18 protein-coding genes are annotated in these 23,697 nt (G+C 66.2%); 13 read left to right on the top strand and 5 right to left on the bottom strand.

The window, feature by feature from the left end; all coding sequences use genetic code 11:
• Window positions 1–56: 56 nt before the first annotated feature.
• Window positions 57–1,040 carry a TauD/TfdA dioxygenase family protein gene (locus AAFP35_RS16120; protein WP_419222646.1) on the bottom strand — a complete coding sequence of 328 codons (984 nt, stop codon included), beginning with the start codon at window positions 1,038–1,040 and terminating at the stop codon, window positions 57–59.
• Window positions 1,041–1,163: 123 nt separating this feature from the next.
• Window positions 1,164–3,509, bottom strand: coding sequence for an arylsulfatase (locus AAFP35_RS16115; protein WP_419222645.1), 2,346 nt, complete (start codon window positions 3,507–3,509; stop codon window positions 1,164–1,166).
• A gap of 127 nt (window positions 3,510–3,636) precedes the next feature.
• Between AAFP35_RS16115 and AAFP35_RS16110 the strand changes: the two genes are divergently transcribed.
• From AAFP35_RS16110 to AAFP35_RS16095, 4 genes are read left to right on the top strand one after another with little or no spacing between them, the layout of a single operon-like run.
• Complete coding sequence (locus tag AAFP35_RS16110; RefSeq protein WP_419222723.1) at window positions 3,637–5,253, top strand: ABC transporter substrate-binding protein; 1,617 nt, start codon at window positions 3,637–3,639, stop codon at window positions 5,251–5,253.
• Complete coding sequence (locus AAFP35_RS16105; protein ID WP_419222644.1) at window positions 5,250–6,209, top strand: ABC transporter permease; 960 nt, start codon at window positions 5,250–5,252, stop codon at window positions 6,207–6,209. The genes AAFP35_RS16110 and AAFP35_RS16105 overlap by 4 nt, the downstream gene beginning before the upstream one ends.
• Window positions 6,206–7,144 carry an ABC transporter permease gene (locus tag AAFP35_RS16100; protein WP_419222643.1) on the top strand — a complete coding sequence of 313 codons (939 nt, stop codon included), beginning with the start codon at window positions 6,206–6,208 and terminating at the stop codon, window positions 7,142–7,144. The genes AAFP35_RS16105 and AAFP35_RS16100 overlap by 4 nt, the downstream gene beginning before the upstream one ends.
• Window positions 7,141–8,808, top strand: a complete 1,668-nt coding sequence (locus AAFP35_RS16095) for a dipeptide ABC transporter ATP-binding protein (protein ID WP_419222642.1) — start codon at window positions 7,141–7,143, stop codon at window positions 8,806–8,808. The genes AAFP35_RS16100 and AAFP35_RS16095 overlap by 4 nt, the downstream gene beginning before the upstream one ends.
• 102 nt (window positions 8,809–8,910) lie before the next feature.
• On the opposite strand, the gene AAFP35_RS16090 is transcribed toward AAFP35_RS16095, so the two are convergent.
• Both AAFP35_RS16090 and AAFP35_RS16085 read right to left on the bottom strand, forming a co-directional pair.
• On the bottom strand, window positions 8,911–9,708 hold the full coding sequence (locus tag AAFP35_RS16090) for a glycoside hydrolase family 16 protein (protein ID WP_419222641.1): 798 nt from the start codon (window positions 9,706–9,708) through the stop codon (window positions 8,911–8,913).
• Window positions 9,709–9,720: 12 nt separating this feature from the next.
• Window positions 9,721–10,788, bottom strand: coding sequence for a glycosyltransferase family 2 protein (locus AAFP35_RS16085; protein WP_419222640.1), 1,068 nt, complete (start codon window positions 10,786–10,788; stop codon window positions 9,721–9,723).
• Window positions 10,789–11,109: 321 nt separating this feature from the next.
• On the opposite strand from AAFP35_RS16085, the gene AAFP35_RS16080 reads away from it, so the two are divergent.
• From AAFP35_RS16080 to AAFP35_RS16040, 9 genes are all read left to right on the top strand, one after another.
• Window positions 11,110–11,919: a glycosyltransferase family 2 protein gene (locus AAFP35_RS16080; RefSeq protein WP_419222639.1), complete on the top strand. Its 810-nt coding sequence runs from the start codon at window positions 11,110–11,112 to the stop codon at window positions 11,917–11,919.
• Between the two features lie 11 nt (window positions 11,920–11,930).
• The gene (locus tag AAFP35_RS16075) at window positions 11,931–13,157 is read left to right on the top strand and encodes a glycosyltransferase family 4 protein (protein WP_419222638.1); all 1,227 of its coding nucleotides are present in this window, start codon (window positions 11,931–11,933) and stop codon (window positions 13,155–13,157) included.
• A gap of 14 nt (window positions 13,158–13,171) precedes the next feature.
• Window positions 13,172–14,503 (top strand): lipopolysaccharide biosynthesis protein, encoded by a 1,332-nt coding sequence (locus tag AAFP35_RS16070; RefSeq protein ID WP_419222637.1) that lies wholly within the window; start codon window positions 13,172–13,174, stop codon window positions 14,501–14,503.
• Window positions 14,500–15,858: a polysaccharide pyruvyl transferase family protein gene (locus AAFP35_RS16065; protein WP_419222636.1), complete on the top strand. Its 1,359-nt coding sequence runs from the start codon at window positions 14,500–14,502 to the stop codon at window positions 15,856–15,858. The genes AAFP35_RS16070 and AAFP35_RS16065 overlap by 4 nt, the downstream gene beginning before the upstream one ends.
• Window positions 15,859–15,886: 28 nt before the next feature.
• The gene (locus AAFP35_RS16060) at window positions 15,887–17,224 is read left to right on the top strand and encodes a glycosyltransferase family 2 protein (protein WP_419222635.1); all 1,338 of its coding nucleotides are present in this window, start codon (window positions 15,887–15,889) and stop codon (window positions 17,222–17,224) included.
• A 113-nt stretch (window positions 17,225–17,337) separates the two neighbouring features.
• Window positions 17,338–19,374 (top strand): hypothetical protein, encoded by a 2,037-nt coding sequence (locus tag AAFP35_RS16055; RefSeq protein WP_419222634.1) that lies wholly within the window; start codon window positions 17,338–17,340, stop codon window positions 19,372–19,374.
• Complete coding sequence (locus AAFP35_RS16050) at window positions 19,371–20,744, top strand: hypothetical protein (protein ID WP_419222633.1); 1,374 nt, start codon at window positions 19,371–19,373, stop codon at window positions 20,742–20,744. Before AAFP35_RS16055 ends, AAFP35_RS16050 begins: the two co-directional genes overlap by 4 nt.
• Window positions 20,741–21,664, top strand: coding sequence for a glycoside hydrolase family 16 protein (locus tag AAFP35_RS16045; protein ID WP_419222632.1), 924 nt, complete (start codon window positions 20,741–20,743; stop codon window positions 21,662–21,664). Before AAFP35_RS16050 ends, AAFP35_RS16045 begins: the two co-directional genes overlap by 4 nt.
• On the top strand, window positions 21,661–22,449 hold the full coding sequence (locus AAFP35_RS16040) for an alpha/beta hydrolase (protein ID WP_419222631.1): 789 nt from the start codon (window positions 21,661–21,663) through the stop codon (window positions 22,447–22,449). Before AAFP35_RS16045 ends, AAFP35_RS16040 begins: the two co-directional genes overlap by 4 nt.
• Window positions 22,450–22,556: 107 nt before the next feature.
• Here AAFP35_RS16040 and AAFP35_RS16035 read toward each other — a convergent pair whose 3' ends face one another.
• On the bottom strand, window positions 22,557–23,690 hold the full coding sequence (locus AAFP35_RS16035; RefSeq protein ID WP_419222630.1) for a PLP-dependent cysteine synthase family protein: 1,134 nt from the start codon (window positions 23,688–23,690) through the stop codon (window positions 22,557–22,559).
• Window positions 23,691–23,697: the final 7 nt, after the last annotated feature.

The raw sequence follows: 23,697 nt of genomic DNA, 5'->3' as shown, positions 1-23,697 counted from the left end.
AACAGCCGGGACGCACCGTGAGGTGCGTCCCGGCTGTCCGCCGACGTTTCTGCCGCTCAGGCGGCGTAGACGTCGAGTCGCTTCGACTGTTCGATGTCGGAGTAGTGCGACGCGTCGCCCTGCAGGATCTGGCTCTGCTGGCCGTGGATGTCGACCGGGACATCACCGGCAAGGGTGATGCGGTGCAGTTCGCGCTTCTGGTTGCCGAAGTCGGCGATGCCGTAGTGCTGGGTGGCGCGGTTGTCCCAGATGACGACGTCACCGAGGCTCCAGTTCCAGCGGAAGGTGTTCTCCAGCTTGGTGATACGTGACTGGAGGAGCTGGTAGAGGTCACCGAACTCGGAGGCCTTGAGCCCGCGGAACTCCTTGGCGAAGTGTCCGAGCAGCAGACTGCGCTCGCCGGTCTCCGGGTGAACCCGCACGACGGGGTGCAGGGTCTGGTATTCGGTGCTGGTGAACTCCTGATAGTGCTCGGCCTTGGACGCCACGTCGACGCCACCGGTCGGCTCGGTCTGCGTGACGTAGTCGTAGAGGTTGCTGTGTGTTGCCCACAGTTCCTCGACGAGCGCGCGCAACGGCTTCGGCAGCTGCTCGTACGCGGCGACGGTGGATGCCCAGGTCGTCGCGCCGCCATATGACGGCAGCGTCACCGCACGCAGGATGGATGCCTTCGGGATGCGGTCGACGAAGGTGACGTCGCTGTGCCAGCTGTTGGCGGCGCCCTCGATGGTCAGCAGCTGGGTACCGCGTGACGTCACCGTCGGATGCGGCGCCGTCGGCTCGCCGAGCAGCTGCGCGAAGGCGTACTGCGAGTCGTCGTCGAGGTGATCCTGTCCGCGGAACACCACGACCTTGTTGACCGCCAGTGCCAACCGGATCGCCTCGGCCTGTTCGGCGGCCAGGTCTCCGCCCAGGCGCACCTGACCGATCTCGGCGCCGATGTGCTCACCGAGTTTGGTCACGGTGATCCCCGCATCGCGGTAGGCCACCTGTGCCTGCTCGTCGCGTTCAGCGCGATTGTCGATCTGCGCCAGCGTCATCTCGTCACGTCCTCTCTGGATCTTTCTGGGAATCGTTCGGGCGACGACTCCGTTGGAGTTCGAGCCCATTGCATCACTTGATCTTTCGAACATCCCCCGTATAAATCAGGGTGATCGGAAAGTTCAGTCCGCACGTGACTCGGCCAGTTCCTCGATCTCCCGACGCACGGGCTCGGGCACCCGCACCTCCCCCGGCCGATAGGTCACCGCTCGCAATACCGGGCCGAACTCGAACAGACCACGCCGACGACGAAGTTCGGCATCCACCGGGCCGCGCGCGTCGATCCCCACCGAGATGCCGGTGAACGGCGCCATCCCGACGAGTTGGAATCGATTGTCCAGCTTCGCAATCGTCTCGACGCGTCCATCGGCGACCGCCTCCACAACCAGATCCCACCGCACGTCGGGGCTCGCCACGGCGCGCAACAGCACCGAGGTGGTCCCGACTGGCAGAGGCCCCGACGCACGGCTGATCCGCCCGTAGCTGTTGAAGACGAGATGCGCCTGCCCCTGCTCGATGTAGAGCAGGTATCCGCCCTGTGGGTCTCCGTGTGCGACCAGGACTCCTTCGTCGTCGGGCGTCCATCCGACCAGCTCAGCCTCGACCTCGAAGTCGCGGTAGGCGATCAGGCGACTCGACCGATACCTCTCGAGTGTCGGGGTGCCGTTGAGGATCCGCACCGGCTCGCTCAACCGTTGTTCGGCCGGACGACGGCGCACCTGAGCCGCCTGCGAGTCGAACAGCGGAAACACGGTGTTGTGCCAGGCCGCATCGTCCCATGCCGCGGCGAGCTCGGCGACCTTGTCCGGATATTCGGCGGCGAGGTCGCGGGTCTCGGCCGGGTCCGCAACCACGTCGTAGAGCTCCCACTGCGGATCGTCGACCGTAGCCGGGTCGGTGCGCAGCGACAACAACTTCCACCCGTCGCGATAGAAGCCGCGGTGACCACCGAACTCCGCGTACTGCTCGGTGTGCGGAGACCGGGCGCCCCGATCGCGCAACACCTCGGCGATGCTCACCCCGTCACGCTCCTGCGCACGCCGACCGTGCCGGGTCTGCGGCGTCCGCACCCCGGCGAGGTCGAGTAGCGTCGGGGTCAGATCGGTGACGTACGAGAACTCCCGGCGCACACCGTTGTCATCCTGCGCACGCGGCAACCCCGCCGGCCACGATACGACGAAGGGCACGCGCACACCGCCCGCGAAGGTCTGGCCTTTGTAGAAGCGGAACGGCGTGTTGGAGGCCTGTCCCCACCCGCGCGGGTAGTGCACGCCGAGCGCCTCGGTGCCGATCAGTTCCTCATCGTGCGGCACGTCGCGCTCCCAGTCCGACGGCACCGGTCCGTGCACGAATTGACTGAAGTACGAGCGGGTTCCGGCGGGACCGCCCTCGGCCGTGCCACCGTTGTCCGAGGTGAACACGATGATCGTGTTGTCGAGTTCGCCCAGTTCCTCGAGGGTGTCGACGATACGCCCGACGCTCTGGTCGACGCTGTCGACCATCGCCGCGTACACCTCCTGGTATCGCTGGTACCGACGCTGCTCGTCGGCGTCGAGATCGTCCCACGCAGGTGCGTCGTACCCGGGTTCGGTGTTGCGCGCGGCGATCGGTGTGTCCGTGTCGAACAGGCCGTCGGCGACCTGTCGGTCGAACCGCCGCTGCCGTATGACGTCCCATCCCTCGGCGTACCGGCCGCGATACTTCTGCAGGTCGGAGTCCTTGACCTGATGCGGGCCGTGCATCGCGATATGCGCGAAGTAGAGGAAGAACGGTTGTTCGGCATCCTGTGCGCGTAGTGACTTGATCTGTCGCACCGCACGATCGGTGAGATCGTCGGTGACGTAGTAGCCCTCGGGATACTCGCGGACGTCGACCGGAGAGTTGTCGACGGTCAGTTGGTTGGGATGGAAGAACGAGTTGAGTCCCTCGAGTGAGCCGTAGTAGCTGTCGAAACCACGCTGCAACGGCCATGAATCGCGGGTCCGGCCCGGCCCCAGGTTCGCGTCCCGGACCAGGTGCCATTTGCCGATTGCGAACGTCGCGTACCCACTCTCGCGCAGGATCTCCGGCAGCGTGAGCACATCGTCGGCGAGTTCCAGGCGCAGTCCGGGGAACCCGGGATCCGAGTTGGCGACACTGCCGTATCCGGCACGATGCGGGTTGAGCCCGGTGAGCAGCGCGGCACGCGCCGGCGAGCACACCGGCGTGGTGTGATAGTTGCTCAGTCGAAAGCCGTTGCGTGCCAATCGGTCGATGTGCGGTGTGTCGATCTCTGCGCCGAACGGCGACACATCCGAATAGCCCATGTCGTCGATCAGCACCACCACGATGTTGGGCGCGCCCGGAGGTGTCTGGCGTTCGTCGGGCCACCAAGCCTGCGACGTCGAGGTCGTCCTTCCCACCGTGCCGCCGAATCCTTCGTAACCACGGGCATTTTCGGGGAGATCGGCCCCTTCTGGGTCGGTCATCGACAGTTCCTCTCATCAGCGGTCGGATCGCAGGTTCGCCACAGTGGCCGACCCGTCAGCCGGTGTCAATGGTTCGACGCCATCCAAAATTAAGCCGGGTGCTATGGGCGATGTCGTGACAGTGTTCGTGCCCGTGTCCACCAAGCTCATCCGTCACGGCGCCGCCACGGTGACCGCGCTGGTCGCATCGATACTCGTCGTACTGCCGACGGCGGGCTGCCAGTCGGCAGTCGAACAGCAGCGACAGAACGCGGCCGTGTCGCTCGCGCCCGGCGATCCGGTACCCCGCGGCGGTGATCTGCGCGTCGGGGCGCTGCGCGACCTGTCGCCCAAGACCTTCTTGCAGATCGGCACGGGCGGGCTCAACGGACAGGTGGTCGCCAACGTCTATGACACCCTGATCCGTTACTCCCGCGACTCCCTACGGGTCGAACCGGCGCTCGCCACCCGATGGGACCTCGCCCCGGACGGACGGTCGCTGACACTCGATCTCCGCCCGGATGTCACCTTCCACGACGGCCGACCGTTCGTGTCCGGAGACGTCGAGAACTCGATCAAGGCCTACCTCGGCGGTCCGTGGACTCCCCAGTTCAAGAGGACCGCGGGGGCCATCACCACCTTCGACACACGCGATCCACACCGGATCGTCCTGGGCTTCGCCCACCCGTTGAGCAACATCTTCGATCTGCTCGACTCGGCGCCGATCATCGACCAGAACACCCTGCCGCAACTCAAGGCGGGCACGACGTTCAACGGAACCGGCCCATTCCGCTTCACCTCCTGGCAGCCGAACGCGTCACTCCGATTGGAGCGCAACGATCGATACTGGGGCGGCGCACCCCCGCTGGATTCGGTCACCTTTGTCATCGTGCGTGATCAGGAGTCGCTGTACACCCGCCTGCGAACCGGCCAACTCGACGTCGCGGAAGGCCTCAGCTACCACGATCAGCAACTGGCGACGAGCCGCTACGGCTTCACGTCGGTCACCTACAAGGGTGCCGAGGCCCAGGAGTATCTCGGCATCAACGTCGCCAATCCCGCCCTGTCCGACCGCCGGGTACGCACCGCCATCGCCTACGCCATCGACCGGGACCGCATCATCGAGGACGTCTACCGTGGCAGCGGCTACCCGGTGAACGTGCCGTGGCCGAAATGGTCGCCCGCGTATCGGCCCGAACTCAACAACACCTATCGGCGCGACGTCGACAAGGCACGGAATCTCCTTGCCGGAGTCGGCCCGATCCCGACACTGACGCTGGACTATTCGCCCGAGGGAGTCGACGCCGTCGTCGCTCAGATCGTCCAGTCGAACCTGCGTGACATCGGCATCACGGTGCGCCTCATCCCCAACGACCGTACTGCGCAGTCGGCCAAACTCATCGGCGGCAAGTTCGGCGGTCTCTGGTTGTTACAGCATGCCTTTGCACAGTTCACACCGTCGACCCTGGCCGTCTCCGCCTACCCGTTCAACGCCGCGAAGAACTCGTCGAACTTCCGCAGTCCGGCGTATGCGGCGGCGGCGAACGCGGCGTGGACGGTACGCGACGGTGATTCCCCTGCCGCGCTGGCGGCGTATCGACAGCTCGACGACGTGTGGCTCAAGGACCTTTTCCTCGTCGAGATCGGCGTCATCCTGCAGAAACTCACCACATCCAGTGCGGTCGGGAACATCGACTGGGATCGACGAAACCAGATGCACCTGGCAGACACCTACCTGTCCACCAAGAGAAAGCAGCGCACGTGACCGGATATCTGCTGCGGCGCATACCGACTGCCGTCATCGTGTTGGTGGTCGCATCGCTACTGATCTTCGCCGTCCTTCGCTTGATCCCCGGCGGCCCCGAGGTCGCATTGGCCGGCCCCGACGCGTCACCCGAAGCCCTGGCCCACCTGCGCCACGAGCTGGGACTCGATCGCAGCTTCGTCACCCAGTACTTCACCTGGCTGGCGGGTGTGGTCACCCTGGACTTCGGGCAGAGCTATCAGGTCGGCGGCGACATCGGTGATCTCATCGGCTACGGCTTGCTCAACACCATCGTGCTGACCCTGTCGGCGCTGGTCATCGCCGTCGTGCTGGCACTCGCACTCTCCCTTGCCGCAACCATTTTCGACAACAGGTACGTCAATGCCCTGCTGACCGGGGTGAATGCCGCGGCCATCGCGCTACCGACGTTCGTCGTCGGCACCATCCTGATGTTCGCATTCGGTGTGCGCCTTCAATGGCTGCCGGCCGGCGGCATCCCGCCCAACGGGCTCGGCGACAGTCTGTCGATCACCGCGCAGTTCCTGCTGCTGCCTGCCCTGACCCTCGGGCTACCCGCGGGCGCCATGCTGGCACGATTCCTGACCGAGGCGCTGCGCACCGAGCTCCGGCAACCATATGTCGTGACGGCACGCTCACTCGGCGTCTCCCGCACCGCGATCGTCTTGAAGCACGCCCTGCGAAATGCATTGCCTCCCACGCTCACCGCACTCGGTCTCATCGTCGGCGCGTTGCTCGGCGGCGCCGTTCTCGTGGAGGCCATCTTCGGTTGGCCCGGTCTGGGACTTCTCACCCAGGAGGGCATCTTCGCCCGCGACTACCCACTGGTCCAGGTGCTGGTCCTGTTGTCGGTCACCGTGTTCGTGGTGATCCAGCTCCTCGCCGACATCCTGCACGCCTGGCTCGATCCCCGAATCCGATTGGCAGGTGCCTCATGACCCAACGCATCGCGGACACAGCGCGCGGCACCGATGTCGATGCCCCGGACACCGACCCGGTCGTCGCACCGGGTCTCATCCCCGAGACGCCTTCCGACAAGGAGGTGCGTCGGTCACGGACACCACTGTGGCGCAGTCTCATCGCCGGGCCGGGTCTGATCGGAACCGTCCTGATACTCCTCGTGGTGCTACTCGGAACCCTGGGGCCTCTGCTCACGCCTTTCGGTGCAGACGAGCAGATCGACGGGGCCTACCTCCTCGGCCCGAGCGCCGACCATTGGCTCGGCACCGACGACGTCAACCGAGACCTCGTCACGAGGGTCCTCTACGGCATCCGGATCGACCTGCTGATCATCTTCATCGCGGTCCCCATCGGCGCGATGCTCGGCACGCTGATCGGGCTGTCGTCGGTTGCCCATCCGGCGAGCGACGTCATCGCCCAGCGCGCATTCGACATCATCCTGGCCTTCCCGGCCCTCATTCTCGGCATCACCCTCACCGCGATCCTGGGTCCGGGGGCCGTGACCGTGGGCATCGTCATCGCCATCGCCGAGATCCCCGTCTTCGGCCGCCTCACCCGAACCGCGGTCCTACGCATCCGGGAGATGCCCTATGTGGAGGCGGCGCGGGTGAGTGGGGCTTCGACGAGTCGTGTCCTGCTGCGGCATGTGTTGCCGAACTCGTTGGAGGCGTTGGCAGTTCAGTTCGCGTTGTCTCTGTCACTGGCTGTCTTCATCGAGGGTGGGTTGAGCTACCTCGGTATCGGTGTGAACGCCCCGACGCCATCACTCGGCTCGATCCTCGCGGCCGGAAACGGCTATCTGGAGACCAACCCCTGGTTCTCCATCGGCCCCTTGCTGGTGATCTCGGCACTGGTGCTGGGGTTCTACCTGGTGGCCCAATCCATCTCGCGCGACCGGAGGAACATCCGATGACCGACACGGCCACCGACCACACGGCACCGGCCCTGCAGGTCGACGATCTGCGGGTCACCTTCGACTACCCGCGCCCCGCGGTCGCCGGGATCAGCCTGCGTGTCGATCGTGGCGAGATCCTCGCCCTCGTCGGTGAATCCGGGTCCGGTAAGACCATCACCGCCCGCGCAGCGATCGGCCTGCTCCCGGACACCGCGACCGCGACCGGGTCGGTGACCGTCGACGGCACACAGGTGCTGGGCTGCGACGACAAACAACTCGACGCGATCCGGGGCCGTCGGGTCGCGATGATCTTCCAGGAGCCGCAAACCGCACTGAACCCGGTGCAGACGATCGGCTGGCAGCTCCGTCAGGCCCTCCGAGCGCACGGCCGGATCTCCCGGGCCCGGGCGCGGCGGCGGGCCGTCGACCTTCTGCAACTCGTCGAGATCCCCGAACCCGAGATCCGGGTCGATCACTATCCACACCAGTTGTCCGGCGGCCAGAAGCAGCGGGTGGTGATCGCTCTCGCTCTCGCCAACGATCCGGTGCTGCTCCTCGCCGACGAACCGACCACCGCACTCGACGTCTCGGTCCAACGCGAGATCCTCGATCTGCTCGTGCGTCTGCGTGACCGGACGAACGCCGGAATCCTGCTCATCACCCACAACCTCGGCGTCGTCGCCGACATCGCCGACCGCGTCGTGGTGGTGCAGCTGGGCGAGGTGGTCGAGTCCGGCGATGTCTACGAGATCTTTGCCAATCCCACCGAGCCGTACACGCGTCAGTTGCTCGCAGCGGTTCCTCGTCTACCCACCGCCGACGACTCCGCGGGACCGTCGCCCGAGCACACCTCCGTCCCGCCGGCGCCCCCTGCGGCCGAGGTCGACGCGATCACCGTGGCGCATGCAGGCCGTTTCGGTGCCGCACCGCACACCGCGCTCTCGAACGTGTCCTTTGCCGTCCAGCGTGGGGAGGTCCTCGGCGTCGTCGGCGAATCAGGTTCGGGAAAAACAACATTGGGCCGCGCGATCGGCGGGCTCATCCCGTGCAGCTCGGGCCGCATCCTGATCGACGGACGAGACCTCGCATCGATCTCCCGCACCGAGTTGCGTGACGTGCGGCGTCGCGTGGCGTTCGTCCCGCAGGATCCGACCGCCTCGCTCGATCCGCGTTTCACCGTCGCCCAATCGATCCGGGAACCGCTCGACATCCAGCGCAGCGGCTCGCCTGCCGAGCGGGACGCACGAGTCGCGGATCTGCTGTCTGCGGTCCATCTCCCCCGGTCGTTCGCACACCGGCTGCCGCATGAACTGTCGGGAGGTCAACGGCAACGGGTGGCGCTGGCCAGGGCCCTCTCGGCCGACCCCGACCTGCTGATCGCCGACGAACCGACCAGCGCGCTCGATGTGTCGGTCCAGGCCAAGGTCCTCGAGCTCTTCGCCGAGCTACAACGCGATTTCGGTTTCGCGGCGATCTTCATCAGCCACGATCTCGCGGTCGTCGAGCAGGTCGCCGACCGGGTTCTGGTCCTGCGGTCGGGGCGTGTCGTCGAAAACGGCACCGCACGTACGGTTCTCACCACGCCGTCGGACCCCTACACCGACGAGCTCGTCCGTGCCGTCCCCTACCCGGATCCGGTCATCCAACGGCGACGGCGGGCAGCCCCTGCGACCTCCGTGTAGCGGCGGTCGACCCCTCGCCGACGGTCTTCCACGTGGCGTGCACGGTGGTCATCGTAGGATTCCTTGTGCCGCAAGCGGTCATCGCGCCGGGACGTGGCCCGGCTAGGGCGTGTATCGCACCCAGTCCACGACCATCCGCGCCGGGAAGTCCGTGGCTTCCGAGACCGCACCCGGCCAGCGCCCACCGACGGCGAGATTCAGGATCACGTGCATCGGTTTGTCGAAGACCCATCTGGCCTTCGACGGAATCGTCGACGGCGTGTAGACACTCACGATCCGATTGTCGATGGCCATCGCGATGACCCCCGGTCCGCGATGCACCGAGTAGGTGTGGAAACCGTCCCCGGGGTCGCCCCAGAACCTTCCGGAATCGGTTTTCTGCCAATGCTTTCCGGAGATCGTGGGACCGTGCAGAGCACTGTGCCACGACGCACCTTCGTTGATGAACTCCATCACGTCGATCTCGCCCGCGGCCGGATAACCGACCCGATCGACATCGGAACCGAGCAACCAGAACGCGGGGTGTAGGCCCTTGCCGGTCGGCACCTGGATGCGCGCCGACAACGTGCCGGTGATGAACGAGAACTTCCCGCCGGTGCTCAACCGCGCCGAAGTGATCGTGTTCCCCGACTTCCGCGCCTCGATGACGAGGTTCCCCTTGCCGTCGAGACGGGAGTTCTTCGCCGCGTTGGTGTAGATCTGCCGTTCGTTGTTACCCCAGCCGCCGCCGCCCACGTCGTATCCCCAGATCGAGCGGTTCACGCGGGAACCCGCAGGACCGGAGAACTCGTCGGCGACCGACGCGGCGGCGTGGGCGGTGGGGGATGTCGGGGTCGCCATGAGCCCCACCCCGACCGTCAGCGCGGTGACCGCGCCCAGCATGCGCGTCGTAGGTGTCATCGTGTGCTCCCCTCAGTTCGCCAGTCGGGATGCTCCCCGGCCGGATGTTTCGCCGTCGGCTCCGTCGTCGGTGAGGCTCTGCGAGCGTGGTGGGATCGCCGCGCCGACCACCCGTCCACGTGCGTAGCCGAATACGGTGACCAGGGCACCGGAGACGATCATGGCGAACTGGGCACCGAGGTCTCGACGCCCGCGCGCGCCGACGATCACGTCGGCCACCGCGCCCGGACCCCGGATGAGTCCCCACATCCGGTACACCAAGCCGCGCGGCAACACTCGCGCGGTGTACGTACGTTCGCTGGACAGACCGTCGGCGCTGCCGACGAGCCCAGAGACCGCCGCCTTCGAGATACCTTCGGCATGGCAGCGCCGAAAAAAGTACCGTGGCTCGATCCGGTCGTCGGTGACGCGGTGCGACACCGACATCTGCGGGTCATAGATCATCCGGGTCCCGGCGTATAGCTGGGCTATGGCGATGCACAGCTCGGTCTCCTCGCACCCCAGCGGAATCCTGCCGACGCGGCCGAGCCCGGTGTGGAAGCCCCCGGCGGCGAGGATGTCGTCGCGGCGCAGAGACATGTTGGCGCCGATGAAGTTCCGAACCGGGCCGGCTTGCTCCGGCTGACCCGGATAGCTACATCCGACAACCCAGTCGAACTCCGCTGGGAACCAAGCAGGACGCGCCCCGCCCGGCCACCGTGGTCGCGCGCCACCGCCGACACCGCGGACCGCGGGGTTGTCGTACCGAGCGACCATGTGGCCGAGCCAACCCGGGTCTGCAACGGCATCGTCGTCCAGAAAGGCCACCACCGCCGCCTCGGCCGCGACGACGCCGGTATTGCGGGCACCCGACAGTCCGCGCGGCCCGGAGTTGGCGATCACCCGCACCGGCGTCGTCGGCTGCACACGACGGACGAAGTCGCGCAGGTCATCTCCGAGCTCGTCGTTGTGGTCGGTGACGACGATCAACTCGGCAGGCAATTCGTCTTGTTTCACCACAGAAGTGATGGCAGCGCAGATATCGTTCCAGCGCCGGTGCGTATACGCACAGACGACGACACTGACGTCGCTGGATTTCATGGACCCCGATTCCATGGTTTTCGAGTATGCCCTCCAGAACGGTTCTTCCCAATGGACGATGCGGGCGAGTGAGAGCAATCACACCGACGTGTGCGATGGGACCGAGACGTCAATGATGAACTGGTCGATGCACCAAAGATGCTGGCGGAACGCCAAATCCACATCCCCGAGCGACCATCCGTGTTACCCGGAGTTCAAATGCCGTTAACTGCAGCCCGGCTGCATCCCTTGCATCCTTCTGGTGATGCGTACACGATTGGCGCACGGGACATCGTCGTTCCGCACCCACTGACCGACATTCATTTTTCGGGGGAAATGAGAATGCGGATACAACATCCTGATGTCACCGTGGTCATCCCTACGCGGAACGAGGCCAAGAACCTCCCGCACGTCGCGCGCCGTATGCCCGACGGGATCGCCGAGATAATCGTCGTCGACGGCAACTCCACCGACGACACCAAACAGGTCGCGGGCTCACTCTGGCCGCGCGCACGCATCATCGACCAGACGCGCAAAGGCAAGGGCAATGCGTTGGCCTGCGGGTTCGCCGCTGCCCGCGGACAGATCATCGTCATGATCGACGCCGACGGCTCGACCGACGCCGCCGAGATCCCGATGTTCGTCCAATCACTGTGTGATGGAGCAGATTTCGCGAAGGGTTCGCGCTTCACCTATCGTGGTGGCAGTTCCGACATCACCCGATTACGCCGACTCGGAAACCTCGGGTTGAACACGATCGTCAACCGTATGTACACCGCCGCGTTCACCGACCTGTGCTACGGGTACAACGCCTTCTGGCGACACTGCCTACCCATCATCGGACTGCCCGATCCCGCTCTCGGAGCCCCGCAGTGGGGCGACGGTTTCGAGGTCGAGACCCTGATGAACATACGGGTCGCTCAGGCGGGACTTCGCATCGACGAGATCGCGAGCTACGAACGCGATCGCATCCACGGCGAGAGCAATCTGAATGCCGTGAGCGACGGAATCCGTGTGCTACGCACCATCTTCGACGAGCGTTCTGCCCGATCACAGCCGGATCGATCCGCATCGGACGGGACCTTCCGAGAACGGTTCGCGGCGTCGCTGCCCGGACCGGACCTCACCGCGCAGGCGGGTCAGTCAGCCTGAAAGGCATTCTCGTGGAGAATATTTCCACGACGCCACCTCCTTGCCGGCACCACACGCTGCGGGTCCTGGTCCTCGACCAGGGCCCGGGCCTGTGGGGAGCACAGCAGTATCTGCTGCGTCTGCTCCCCCTGCTGGCCGAGGCCGGCGTCGAACTCACGCTCGCATGCCCACCGGAGCTCGAGCAGTACGAACACTGGCGGTCGCGGGGCCTTCCCGTGATCCCGTTGGCACTGCCCGTCTCCCGGTCCATCCGAGCAAACGGACGGATCAGCGCTCGGCGACTGGTATCCGAGATCGGCAGGTCTGCGGCCATGCCGAAGGCAGTCGCGCGTACTGCGGTCGACGGCGGTTTCGACATCGTGCTCGCCAACTCGCACTGGACCCATCTCGATGCCGCGATCGCCAGTCGCATAGGTGGGCCGCCCACGGTACTGACGTTGCACGAGACCACCATTCCCGGTGTCGGCCGTCGTATGCGCGACGTCGCGGTACGGGCGGCCGAGCACACGATCGCGGTCAGCGAGTCGGTTGCCGACACCGTCGGGCGCGGCGTGCGCCGACGGGTCTCGGTGATCCCGAACGGGGTCGACACCGAACGTTTCGCACCTGCCGACGCAGCGCGACGCCGGTCGGTGCGTGCCGAGCTCGGAGTGCCCGACGATCGTCGAATCGTCCTCGCCGCCACCCGACTCGACCCGACCAAACACATCGAGGACCTGGTGACCCTCGCCGAACAGCTCGGCGACTCGGTCTCGGTACTGATCGCGGGGACCACCAGTGTGCACGCAGACTATGAACGCGATGTACGCGCGCAGGCCGCACACCTCCCGATGGAACGGCTTCGATTCCTCGGAGCGCGCACCGACGTCGACCGACTCCTGTGTGCTGCAGACCTGTTCGTCCACACGGGGCTCGTCGAAGGCATGCCCCTCGGTGTCGTCGAGGCACAGTCCGCGGGTGTACCGGTCATCGCCTACGAGGCCGCCGGGGTCAGGGAGGCGGTGCTCGACGGCCGTACCGGTCTCGTGGTGGCGCCGCGTGATACCGCCGGACTGATCGACGCCGGCCGTCACATACTCGGATCACCTGTCGTACATGACGATTTCGCTCTTGCGGCCCGACAGCACGTCGTGGAGCGACATCGCTTGACCGACCAGGCGGTCGCCAACGCGCGCCTGCTCCGTTCGGTACACCGATCGGCAACCGGCTCGCGTCCCACAGGCGTCGGTGCGATGTGACGTCTCCACAACCGGTGGCCGCGCCCCCCGATCTCGATTCACCCGCGGTGGGCGTCCGAGATCGTCTACGCCTCGCCTTGTCCGGATCGATCGCCATCGACTCGATGGCCTTGATCACCACGTCCGTCTTGACCGCGGTGACCGGGATCGTGTTCTGGACCGTGGTGGCACGGTTGATCCCACCACACGAGCTCGGTGTGCAGACGGCCCTGCTCTCGTTGATGACCACGGCCGGAACCGTCGCCGCCTCCGGCCCGGGCAACGCGCTGACCGCGATGATCCCCGCGACGCCTGCGCGTCACCGGCGCATGTTGCTGCGCCGAGCCCTCGTCACCGTCGTCGTCACCGCCGGTGTGTGCGGGATGGTGGCGGCCGCCCTGGGCGCCTCCACCATCGACGGACCCCCGCCGGCTGCCGCAGTCGCACTCGTCCTGACCGGCGCGTTCGTGATGGCCTTCTTCGCGTTGAAGGACACGGTGCTGACAGCGTTGTCGTCGGCGCGGAGGCTACCCGCGCTCAACATGGCAGCGGCCGTGGTCAAGATCGGCCTCGTGCCGGTCCTGGTGATGATCACCTTTCCGCAGACCGCGGTGATCGCGACCCTCGGATCATCGGTGCTCGCGATCACCGTGGCCGTGGTTCTCATCCGACGCTCGATGGAGCTCGAGGTCCCGGCCGAGCGGTTCGTCCGCGACCACGACGGCAGACAACTCGTCGGGTTCGCGCTACGGGACGGCTCGGCGAGCCTGATTTCGATGGGGCCCTTGCTCGGCGCGCCGTTCCTCACCACCTGGCTGGCCGGACCGGTGCAGGGCGCGATCCTGGCGTTGATGTTGCCGATCTCCCAGGGTTTGGACTACGTCACCATCGGGACGGCGACTGCGCTCACCAAACACCTTCCGACCGCTGCGAATCCGGCGCGGATGGTGGCCAGGATCTGGGCGATCACCCAGGCCGCCGTGCTCGGCGTGGCAGTCCTGGTGCTGTTCGCCTTCTCCCCCGTCCTGTTCCGGTTCTTCGGCCACGACTACGACCACACCGTGCTGTGGACGACGCTCGCCCTGTTGTGTGTGGGATCGATCGCCCGTGTTCCCTTCGTCACCTGGGCGGCGATGCTACGGGCGACCCTGGCCACCCGCACCCTGCTCGTCACCAACCTCTCCATGAGCGCACTCTCGGTGCCGGTGCTGGTGATCTGCACAGACAGGTGGGGTGCTCAGGGCGCCGCCGCCGGCCTCGCGGTGGGTTCGGCGCTCCTCGGCGTCGTGGGTGCCCTGCAACTGATCGCCAACCGACGACGAGCGCGACGAGACGCGGCGTCATCCGAGACGGAGGTACTTCGTTGAGCAACGACGACTGTCTTGTCGAAGATGCACCACACATCGTGCTGGTCAATGCCTGGCATGACGACAACAAGGGTGACTCGGCGATCACGGCCGGGGTGATCCGACTGGCGGAGAGCGCGTTTCCGGGCAGCTCCCTGACGGTTGTCGGGCTCACCGAGGGCGCGGCCGCCACCGCAGACGGGATGCGTCACGTCGCGCGGGCTCACCCGCGGGTCCAGACGCTGCCGATGCCCATTCCGACCGAGTTACGCGGTCACGACCACGCGACGCCCGCGATCGACGTTCCGATCTGGTTGGGGCGCTTGGTGGCACCGACATTTGCCGCTCTTCGCGGACGGCCACATCGAGGCTACGCACGCATCTTCGCCGACGCAGATCTGGTGATCGGCGTCGGTGGTTCCAATCTGTACACCGACACATCCGTCCACCCGCTGGTCAGCATGGCCCGACTGTTCACCCTGTCCGTTCCGATCCAGACCGCAGGCCGACTCGCGATCCCCACCGTCCTCCTCGGTCACACCCTGGGCCCGTTTCCGTCGTCCCGCCCGGTCACCGCCCGAGTCGCGCGGCGGATGCTGCACGGTGCGGATGTGACCGTGGTCCGAGACGGTGCATCGCTGCAGACCGCGGACGTGCTCGGACTGCCCAACGCCGAACTCGCCCCGGATATGGCTTACGCGATCGAACCGGTGGTCTCCGAACGCGTTTCGACCATCATCGACGACCAGCCCGCACCGATGCACCGGACGGTGGTGGTCGCCATGCGGTCGCATCCGTCGTTGGGCGCCGACTCCGATGCCCGTGTCTGTGACGAAGTGGTCCGCGCCGTCACCGAGTTGCGCCGAGGTGGTCTCATCGACCATGTCCTCGTGGTGGCGCACACGCTGGGGCCCACAGAGATCGAGGACGACCGACCCATCTCCCGGACGCTGACCACGATGCTCGCGGAGCAGCGGGTACCCGCCACCTATCTCGATGCCGATCTGGGACCCGAGGAACTCGCGGGTCTCTATGGTCGCGCGGCTGCGATGATCGCGGTTCGTCTGCATGCCGCGGTGCTCGCCATGCTCTCCGGTACACCGACTTTCGCCATCGCCTACTTCTCGTCCAAGTCGGCCGGTGTGATGACGAGCGCCGGACTGGCCGACTGCGTCGGTGAGTTCGCCGACGTCACCGCCAACGAGATCGTCGGTGCGCTGGAACCGAGAATGACCGATCCGGGCTGTCGCAAGAGACTGGCACGCACCAGTCGCGAGCACCGGGATCACCTGATCTCCCGTGCTGCCGAATGGCTTCGAGGAGCCCGGCCACACAACAGGATTCGTGAGAGAACAGCAGACAGGGGTAGCAGATGACCACAGCGATCAGTACAGGGGCGCCGGCGTGAAGATCGACGTACTGCAGCCGGTGCTGCCTTCCGATGCACCGACCGACACCGCGGAGTCGCGGTGGGTCGGTGAGATCCAGGCGCACGACGAGTTCGCGGACACCGTGTCGTTGAAGAACGGCGCCGGCTATCAGCGGGCCCGGCTGCTCGTCCGCGACGGGACTTCCGTTCGCGGGTTCATCGAGGTCGGCGTGGAAGACGCGACGGTACTCGGTCGCGAGGTGGCCCGTGAGGCCTCACGGTTACCGCACGTCGGGACCGCGAACGACTCCGCGAACACAGTCGTCGCCGCGTCGGTGGTGTTGTGCACCCGAGACCGGACCGACGAGGCCAAACGCGTCATCGATTCCCTGCTGTCCATGGATCATCCGGATTTCGAGATCGTCGTCGTCGACAACGCTGCGTCGTCACTGGACACCTGGCGGTATGTCGACGGCCTCGGCGATCCTCGCGTACGGGTGGTACACGCCTCCGTGCCCGGCCTCGCGGCCGCGCGCAACCGTGGTCTCGAGGAGGCGCGGCGCGAGATCGTCGCGTTCACCGACGACGACGTCGTGGTGGACCGTCATTGGCTGACCTGTCTCACCCGGGCATTCACCGACGATCCCTCCGTCGCGTGCGTCACCGGGTTGGTACCCGCAGCCGAGCTGCGGACAGCCGCGCAGATGACCTTCGAGAACCGTGTCGGCTGGTCGACGTCGGTGCAACGTCGGACATATCGGCTGTCGGACAAGGCCATACACGGTGACCTGTTCCCCTTCCGGGTCTCCGACTACGGCACCGGCGCCAACTTCGCCGTGCGGCGTTCGGCCGCCATCGCGCTGGGCGGATTCGACGAGGCGCTGGGTGCCGGATCGCCGACCAAGGGCGGAGAGGACATCGACTGGTTCGTCCGGACTCTCGTCGCCGGCCACACGCTGGTGTTCGAGCCGGACGCCGTCACATGGCACCAGCATCGCGAGGACGACGCTGCGCTGCTGTCCCAAGCACACGGATACGGGCTGGGATTGGGGGCATGGATCACCAAGGTGGCGTTGGATCGTCACCTCGCCCCGCTCGCGCTGGCGCGGCTGCGCCACGCGACGGGGCACCTGGTCACTTCGGTGAGCAGGCGGTCGGTGGGGGTGTCGCAGGCTGCCCCGGCGGACTCGACGGGGGTCGCCGGGGCCGCCCGTGCCGAGGTGAGCGGCCTGTTGGCCGGCCCTCGCGCCCTGCTGACAGCGCGCGCCCAAGGCCGAAAGTCCGCACCGTTCAAACGCTTCCCGGCGGCGGATCCGGAGGCACCGGTCTTCGCGGCTCGCCCGATCCGAGGGGGACGACCATCTCCACACTGACCGAACCGATCTCTGTCGCGACCACCGCGGAGATCCCGATCCACACCCGAGCCCGAGGGCGACAGATCGGTCCGCTGCTGACGACACTGTCGGGCATTCTGGCCCTCGCCGGGATGATCCCGGCCCTGCCCGCCGGTGTGCGTGTCCTGTTGCTCGCACCGATGGTGTTGGTCGGGTTGGGAATTGCGGCGACGTGGCCCTTACACATCCCCACCCACTTGCGGTTCGCTCTGTACCCGTCGATCGGTCTCGCCGCGCCGATCGGTCTCGCCACATGTCTGTTGTGGCTGCGCAGTTACTCCGCTGCCGGGATCACCGTGACCTTGGCCGTCATCTGCGTCCTCTCCGGCACGATCGGATCGTGGGTGTACCGCGACGACGGGCCGTTGCGAGACGAATTCGGCCACAGTGTGTTCCGACTGCGGCTGACCTTGCGGTCGTTCTCGTCGGTGCGCACCCGCGCGCTCATCGTGCCGGTGATCATGTGGATCGTCGGACTCGCACTCCTCGCCGGCGAGGACGTCGGCCTGTTCGGCCTGATGTTCACCCCGGGAGGCGTGCTCGTCGGCGCTGCCGTGGTGGTGACCGTCGCGATCTTCGTGGCATGCGTCGTCGCCGGCGACACCGCGGGTGCGGTGGCCGCGATCGCCACCACCATCGGGTTCATCCGGCTGCCCGTGTCGATCCTCACCCAGGTGCCGATCTACGCATGGACCTACAAACACGTCGGACTCGTCGATTTCGTCTCCGACACCGGCGCGCTGCCACCGTCATTCGTGGACATCTACACCAGGTGGCCCGGATTCTTTGCGGGAGCAGCATGGTTCGGCTCCACCACCGGTGTCGACCCGGTCGACGCGGCGCACTGGTTCGCCCCGGTGATCCACGTCTTGATCGCAGCCGCGATCTGGAGTCTTTCTCGCTCGCTCGGTGTCTCGGTACGCGCAGGCCTGATCGCGGTGATGTGCGCCGAATTGGTCAACTGGGTCGGGCAGGACTACTACTCGCCCCAGGCGGTGTCGATGATCCTGGCGATCACCATCATCGCTCTGTTCGCCGGTTCCCGAAGTGCCACCGCCGCGGCGTATTTTGCGATTCCGCTGGTCGCCGTGCTGGCATGTACGCATCAACTCACCCCGGTGTGGGTACTGGGTTGCGCCGGGATGCTCACGCTGATCAACCGGGTACGTCCGATCTGGCTCGTCGTTGCATGCGCAGCGGTGTGGCTGGCCTACTTTCTGCCCCGGATGTCGTCGGTGATGAAGTACGGCCTGTTCACCGGTTCGAATCCGTTGAAGAATGCGAAGACGAACATCGGCTCGGCGACAGGCGATTCTGCCGCTCGAACGTTCACCGAGACCGTCGACCGCGGAGTCGCGTTCGCGGTCTGGGTGTCGGCCGTCGTGGCGTTCCTGTACTTGTGGCGTCGACGCAAACACGATTGGGCCCTGCCCATCGTCGCTTTCTCACCGGTGCTCCTGCTCGTCGGCCAGAGCTACGGCGGCGAGGCCATCTTCCGGGTGTTCCTGTACTCGCTTGTCGGGTGTTCGATCCTGGTGGGTGTCGCCCTCTCCGAGGTACTGCCGGATCGAACGAGCTCCGAAACCACTCGGACTCAGCGGTTTCCGCGGCTGCGATCGGTGATCGTCACCGTGGCCGTGAGCGCGGTCGCGGTGGGGGCGTTGCACGGCTACTACAGCGGTTGGGCCTACAACGTGATCACACCGTCGCAGGTCCAGTTGAGTCGGCAGATGCTTGCCGAGGCGCAACCGTCCACCGTCATCGTGCGCATGGCACCGGCCGGGTGGCCCGAACGACCCAGCGGAGACTACGTGCGGATCGCCGAAGCGAACCCGGGATACGACCGCCCCCTCGTCTTTCTGAAGAACTCGTTGTCGCGCGGGTTCCCGACAGACGAAGACCTCGACTTCCTCAACAACCTGGGGCGTTTCGCGGGTGGCGGCTTCTATCTCGTCCTACCACGCCAGATGTCGGTCTACAGCGACTACTTCGGCTACTTCCGACAAGGAGCCATCGAATCGCTGATCACCCGTCTCGACCGGGAGCCCAACTGGGTACGCACCCACGACGATCCGGACACCATCATCTTCCGCTATGAGCACCAACCGACGGCGAGCGAACCATGGTGAGCGTCTATCCGAAGAGACGTGTCGATCATCGGGTTCAGGCCGTCACCCCGACATTGTTCGACGCGGCCGCCGGAGCTTCTCGGGTCATCGTGAGCATGGGGCCGCTGACATTGCCGACGACACCCCAACTCACCGCGGAACTCGTTCGGCTCGCGGGGTTGTCGCGGGGCAATCGTCTCGGTTTGCGACGTGTCCCGCGTGCGCGGTGGCGATGGGATCCGGACGGCCTGGTCGACGAGGTCCTGGAGTGGTCGGAATGCTTCCCCGGCACCGAGAACCTCGACATCGCCGAGAAACTGACGCTGTTGCGGCGCACCACCCCGACACCGCAGGGCCTGCGTGTCTATGTGGCGGGAGAGCACTTGATCACCGATGTCTCGCACGCCGTGGTCGGCGGTGTGATGGTGGTCCGTCTGTGGCTGTATCTCAGTGTGTGCAGCTCGCACCCGACACCGCGATGGACATCGACCACGCCGCAGCGTCCACACCTCGTGTGGATGTTGTTGCGCCATCTGGCCCTACGGCCACAGAGCGTCGTCATGCTTGCTGCTGCGGGCCGGCGACGGCCAGTCGCGGCCCCGTGTGAACGTCCCTCGCGTCCATCGAACAGCGAGCCCATCGCGAGCGCCCGGCCCCGGGTCAGCGAGCCCACCAGCGTGACGAACGGCCCGCCGCAGCCGATGCCGACCACTCTCTCGGCTCAGATCGATGCCGACCGTCGTGCGGCCCTACAGGCCTGGCGTGACGCACACGCGTCGTCGTGCTCGATGGCGGTGGTGCTGATCACGGTTCTCACCCGCGCATTCCACACCGTCGGAATCCCGCTGGCGCCTTGCGTACACGTGGTGGTGGACGCCTCGCGGTACGACCGACGTCTGTCCGGCTACCTCGGCAACATGGCGGTGGGTCTGAACCTTCCGTTCGCCCCGCCGCACGACCCGCGGGCGCTGCAGCACGAACTCGCCGGCGCGATGTCCTCCGGCCGACCACTGGCTGCCATGCTCGCGATCTCGCTGGGCGAGTTGATGGCTCGGCGTCGCCAGGCCGATGGTGCCGACGGCGTCGAACTGCAGTCCACCGGACTCAGCACACTCTCGTTCAGTCATCTTCTCGGCCTCGACGACATGCCGGACGGCCACTGGATCGGCGGTTTCGACGCCCACCAGTTCACCGCGGTGAGTGACCCGGTCGACGAGCGCGGCATCGCGCTGCTGACACCCAAGATGCGTGACCGCTATGACATCTCGGCATCTTTCGACGAACGTTTCCACGATCCGGAGACCGTCCGGCACGCCCTCGACCTGGCCGCCTCGAACCCGGTGGCCCTGCTGACGTCGTCGACCGCCGTGGACTTTGGAGAACCCTCGTGATCACTCGACTCGCCCTCCGACCGGTGCAGGCCGCGCGCCGCCACGTCCGAGCATTGTTCCACTCCCCCAATGGTGATCACCGCGCCTCCGGTTGGGTGGCCTTCGGTACGATCGCGGTGAGTGTGTTGCTGGTGTTCACGGGAATGGACGCGGCGGCCAACGGAAAGCTGCAGTCCAACGATCTGCTCAAACTGCAGACGGACATGGGTCTCGTCGCCGCCGACGATTTCAGCGGCCCCCAGGGCACCGTGCCGAGCGCTCGGATGTGGAACATCCGGACCGGCGGGGGCGGCTGGGGCAACGACGAACAGCAGATCTACACCGACGCACCGGAGAACGTATCGTACGACGGGAACGGCAACCTGCAGATCACCGCACGCGGTGACGGTACGAAGATCACGTCGGGCCGCATCGACACGCTCGGCAAGCTGGACACCTCCACCGGGTTGATCGCCGTGCGGGCCAAGATGCCCGAGGGGCAGGGCATTCATCCGGCCATCTGGATGCTCGGGTCCAGCATCGACGTCGTCGGCTATCCGGAATCGGGCGAGATCGACATCTTCGAACAGGTCAACAAGCGATCCGACAACGCGGTCGGCGCCATCGGCCCCCGCACCGACCTGACCATCAAGACTCCCTGGAAGGTGCAGCGACCGCTGCGGCCCGACGAGACGGGCATGTCAGACGAGTTCCACACCTATTGGATCTATCGGGAGGCAGGCCTCATCCAGATCGGCCTCGACGGCCGGACCGTCATGCGCATCACGCCGAAAGACCTTCCTCCGGAATCGGTATGGGTGATGGATGATCCGTTCTTCCTGGTGCTCAACGTCGCTGCGGGCGGGCAGTGGCCGGGACGCGTGGATCCCGCGGCACTGCCCGCGACGATGACCGTCGACTGGGTGAGGGTGTACGGATGAGGGCGTCGGCACCGTTTCGGTGGGTGATGTGCCTGATCATGGTCGGCGGGGTCCTGTTGTCCGCCGGATGCGCCACACCCGAACAGAGCACCGACGATCTCGGTGAGGCCATCGTGACCGATCAGCTCGGTCCCGGCATGCGGGCCTACCGGCAGGAGAACGCAGCCCCTGCGGGGATCGTGGTGTGGTTCCACGGGATGGATTCGGATGGAACCGAATTCGAGCACGACCCCCGTCATCGACACTTCGCCGAACCGTTCCTGCGCAGCGGCTGGGTGATCGCGTCGGCGTCGGCCGGAGGTAATTCGTTCGGCAACGATGCGGCGATCACCGACTACCGTCGGCTCATCTCGGCCGCCAAGACCGAGTACAAGACGACCCGTCTGCTGTTCGCATCGGAATCGATGGGTAGCGTGGCCGCGCTGAGGCTCTATGCCGCACCGGAATTCGCACACATCGAGGGTCTCGTCGGTATCTCCCCGCTGACCGGCATCCCGCCGACGCTGCGTGGCGTCGACTTCATCGCCTCCGCCTGGAACGGTTTCGTTCCGCAGCGAGCCGATCCCCTCTCGTCGAAAGCTCCTGTGTACGAAAACCGTCGGTTCTTGTTCTTCTACTCGACAGGCGACTCGGTCGTGCCCGCCGGCGCCGGTTCCAGGGCGTTCGCCATCCGTTTCGGCAAGGTCGCCGATGTCACGTTGGTGGTCTGCCAGGGAGGTCACGTCGACGCCAGCTGTTACGGCGGCGACGCGGCATTGACGTTCGCCGAGAGTCAACAGAGCTGAGCTCGTGGGCAGTCTTCCGCCTGTTTTCTCACCTTCCGCCCTGTGCACGGGGCGGAAGGTGGGAAAGCAGGCGGAAGAACGTGGCAGCGAGCAGAACGCGGCGCGGATCAGTCGGTGGCAGCGGTCCAGTCCCCGGTGGCGAAGAACTCGTGCAGCACAGCGGTGGCGGCGGAGAGGTCGAACCCCTGCGCCGCGATCCAGTCGTCGTCGAAATAGGTGTTGGCGTACCGGTCTCCGGAGTCGCACAGCAGCGTCACCACGCTGCCGGATCGACGCGCGGCGACCATCTCCGCGACGATCTGCAGTGCACCCCAGAGGTTGGTCCCGGTGGACCCGCCGATGCGGCGGCCCAAGCGGTCGCCGACCATGCGCGCGGTCGCGATGGATGCGTCGTCGGGCACACCGATCATGCGGTCGATCACCTGGGAGACGAAGGAGGGTTCCACACGGGGGCGGCCGATGCCCTCGATGCGTGAGCCTGCCTCGGACGTCAGAGACCCGTCGGCGGTGTCGTAGGCCGGTAGGAACACCGAGTTCTCCGGGTCGACCACGGCCAGCCAGGTGGGGTGCCGACGATAACGCAGGTACCGGCCGAGGGTGGCCGATGTGCCACCGGTGCCGGCGCCCACGACGATCCACGTCGGGATCGGGTGATCCTCGTCGGACATCTGCGCGAAGATCGATTCGGCGATGTTGTTGTTGCCGCGCCAGTCGGTGGCACGCTCGGCCATCGTGAACTGATCGATGAAATGGCCGCCGAGTTCGCGTTCGAGACGCAACGCCTCGGCGTACACGTCACCGGCATGCTCGACGAAGTGACAGCGGCCGCCCTGCCGTTCGATGAGTGCGGTCTTCGACGGCGACGTACTCGAGGTCATCACCGCGATGAACGGCACACCGATGAGGTCGGCGAAGTAGGCCTCGCTGACCGCGGTGGACCCCGACGACGCCTCGATGACGGTGGTTCCTTCACGAACCCAGCCGTTGCAGATCGCGTACAGGAACAGTGACCGCGCCAGCCGATGTTTGAGCGAGCCGGTCGGGTGGGTGCTCTCGTCCTTGAGATAGAGGTCGACGCCCACGTCGCGCCCGTCGTCGTCGACCCATCGAGACCACTTGGGCAGCTGTACGCGCAACAGGTGTGTGTCGGCGCTGCGCCGCGCGTCGGCCTCGATCAGCCGGACCGCGTTGTCTGCCCACGCACGGTCGGCGCGATGGTCGACGACCCTCGTCGGTTTCACCGGCGGC

The organism is Gordonia sp. CPCC 206044, assembly GCF_048537895.1.
Classification (GTDB): Bacteria; Actinomycetota; Actinomycetes; order Mycobacteriales; family Mycobacteriaceae; genus Gordonia.
Note: the sequence above shows the minus strand (reverse complement) of the source record. Positions and strands in the feature narration are given on the sequence as shown.

What these genes read in the sequence shown, in the direction of transcription:
- AAFP35_RS16120 (WP_419222646.1), bottom strand. Translation starts at nt 1,040, where the DNA reads ATGACGCTGGCGCAGATCGACAATCGCGCTGAACGCGACGAGCAGGCA.
- AAFP35_RS16115 (WP_419222645.1), bottom strand. Translation starts at nt 3,509, where the DNA reads ATGACCGACCCAGAAGGGGCCGATCTCCCCGAAAATGCCCGTGGTTAC.
- AAFP35_RS16100 (WP_419222643.1), top strand. Translation starts at nt 6,206, where the DNA reads ATGACCCAACGCATCGCGGACACAGCGCGCGGCACCGATGTCGATGCC.
- AAFP35_RS16095 (WP_419222642.1), top strand. Translation starts at nt 7,141, where the DNA reads ATGACCGACACGGCCACCGACCACACGGCACCGGCCCTGCAGGTCGAC.
- AAFP35_RS16090 (WP_419222641.1), bottom strand. Translation starts at nt 9,708, where the DNA reads ATGACACCTACGACGCGCATGCTGGGCGCGGTCACCGCGCTGACGGTC.
- AAFP35_RS16085 (WP_419222640.1), bottom strand. Translation starts at nt 10,788, where the DNA reads ATGAAATCCAGCGACGTCAGTGTCGTCGTCTGTGCGTATACGCACCGG.
- AAFP35_RS16080 (WP_419222639.1), top strand. Translation starts at nt 11,110, where the DNA reads ATGCGGATACAACATCCTGATGTCACCGTGGTCATCCCTACGCGGAAC.
- AAFP35_RS16055 (WP_419222634.1), top strand. Translation starts at nt 17,338, where the DNA reads ATGATCCCGGCCCTGCCCGCCGGTGTGCGTGTCCTGTTGCTCGCACCG.
- AAFP35_RS16040 (WP_419222631.1), top strand. Translation starts at nt 21,661, where the DNA reads ATGAGGGCGTCGGCACCGTTTCGGTGGGTGATGTGCCTGATCATGGTC.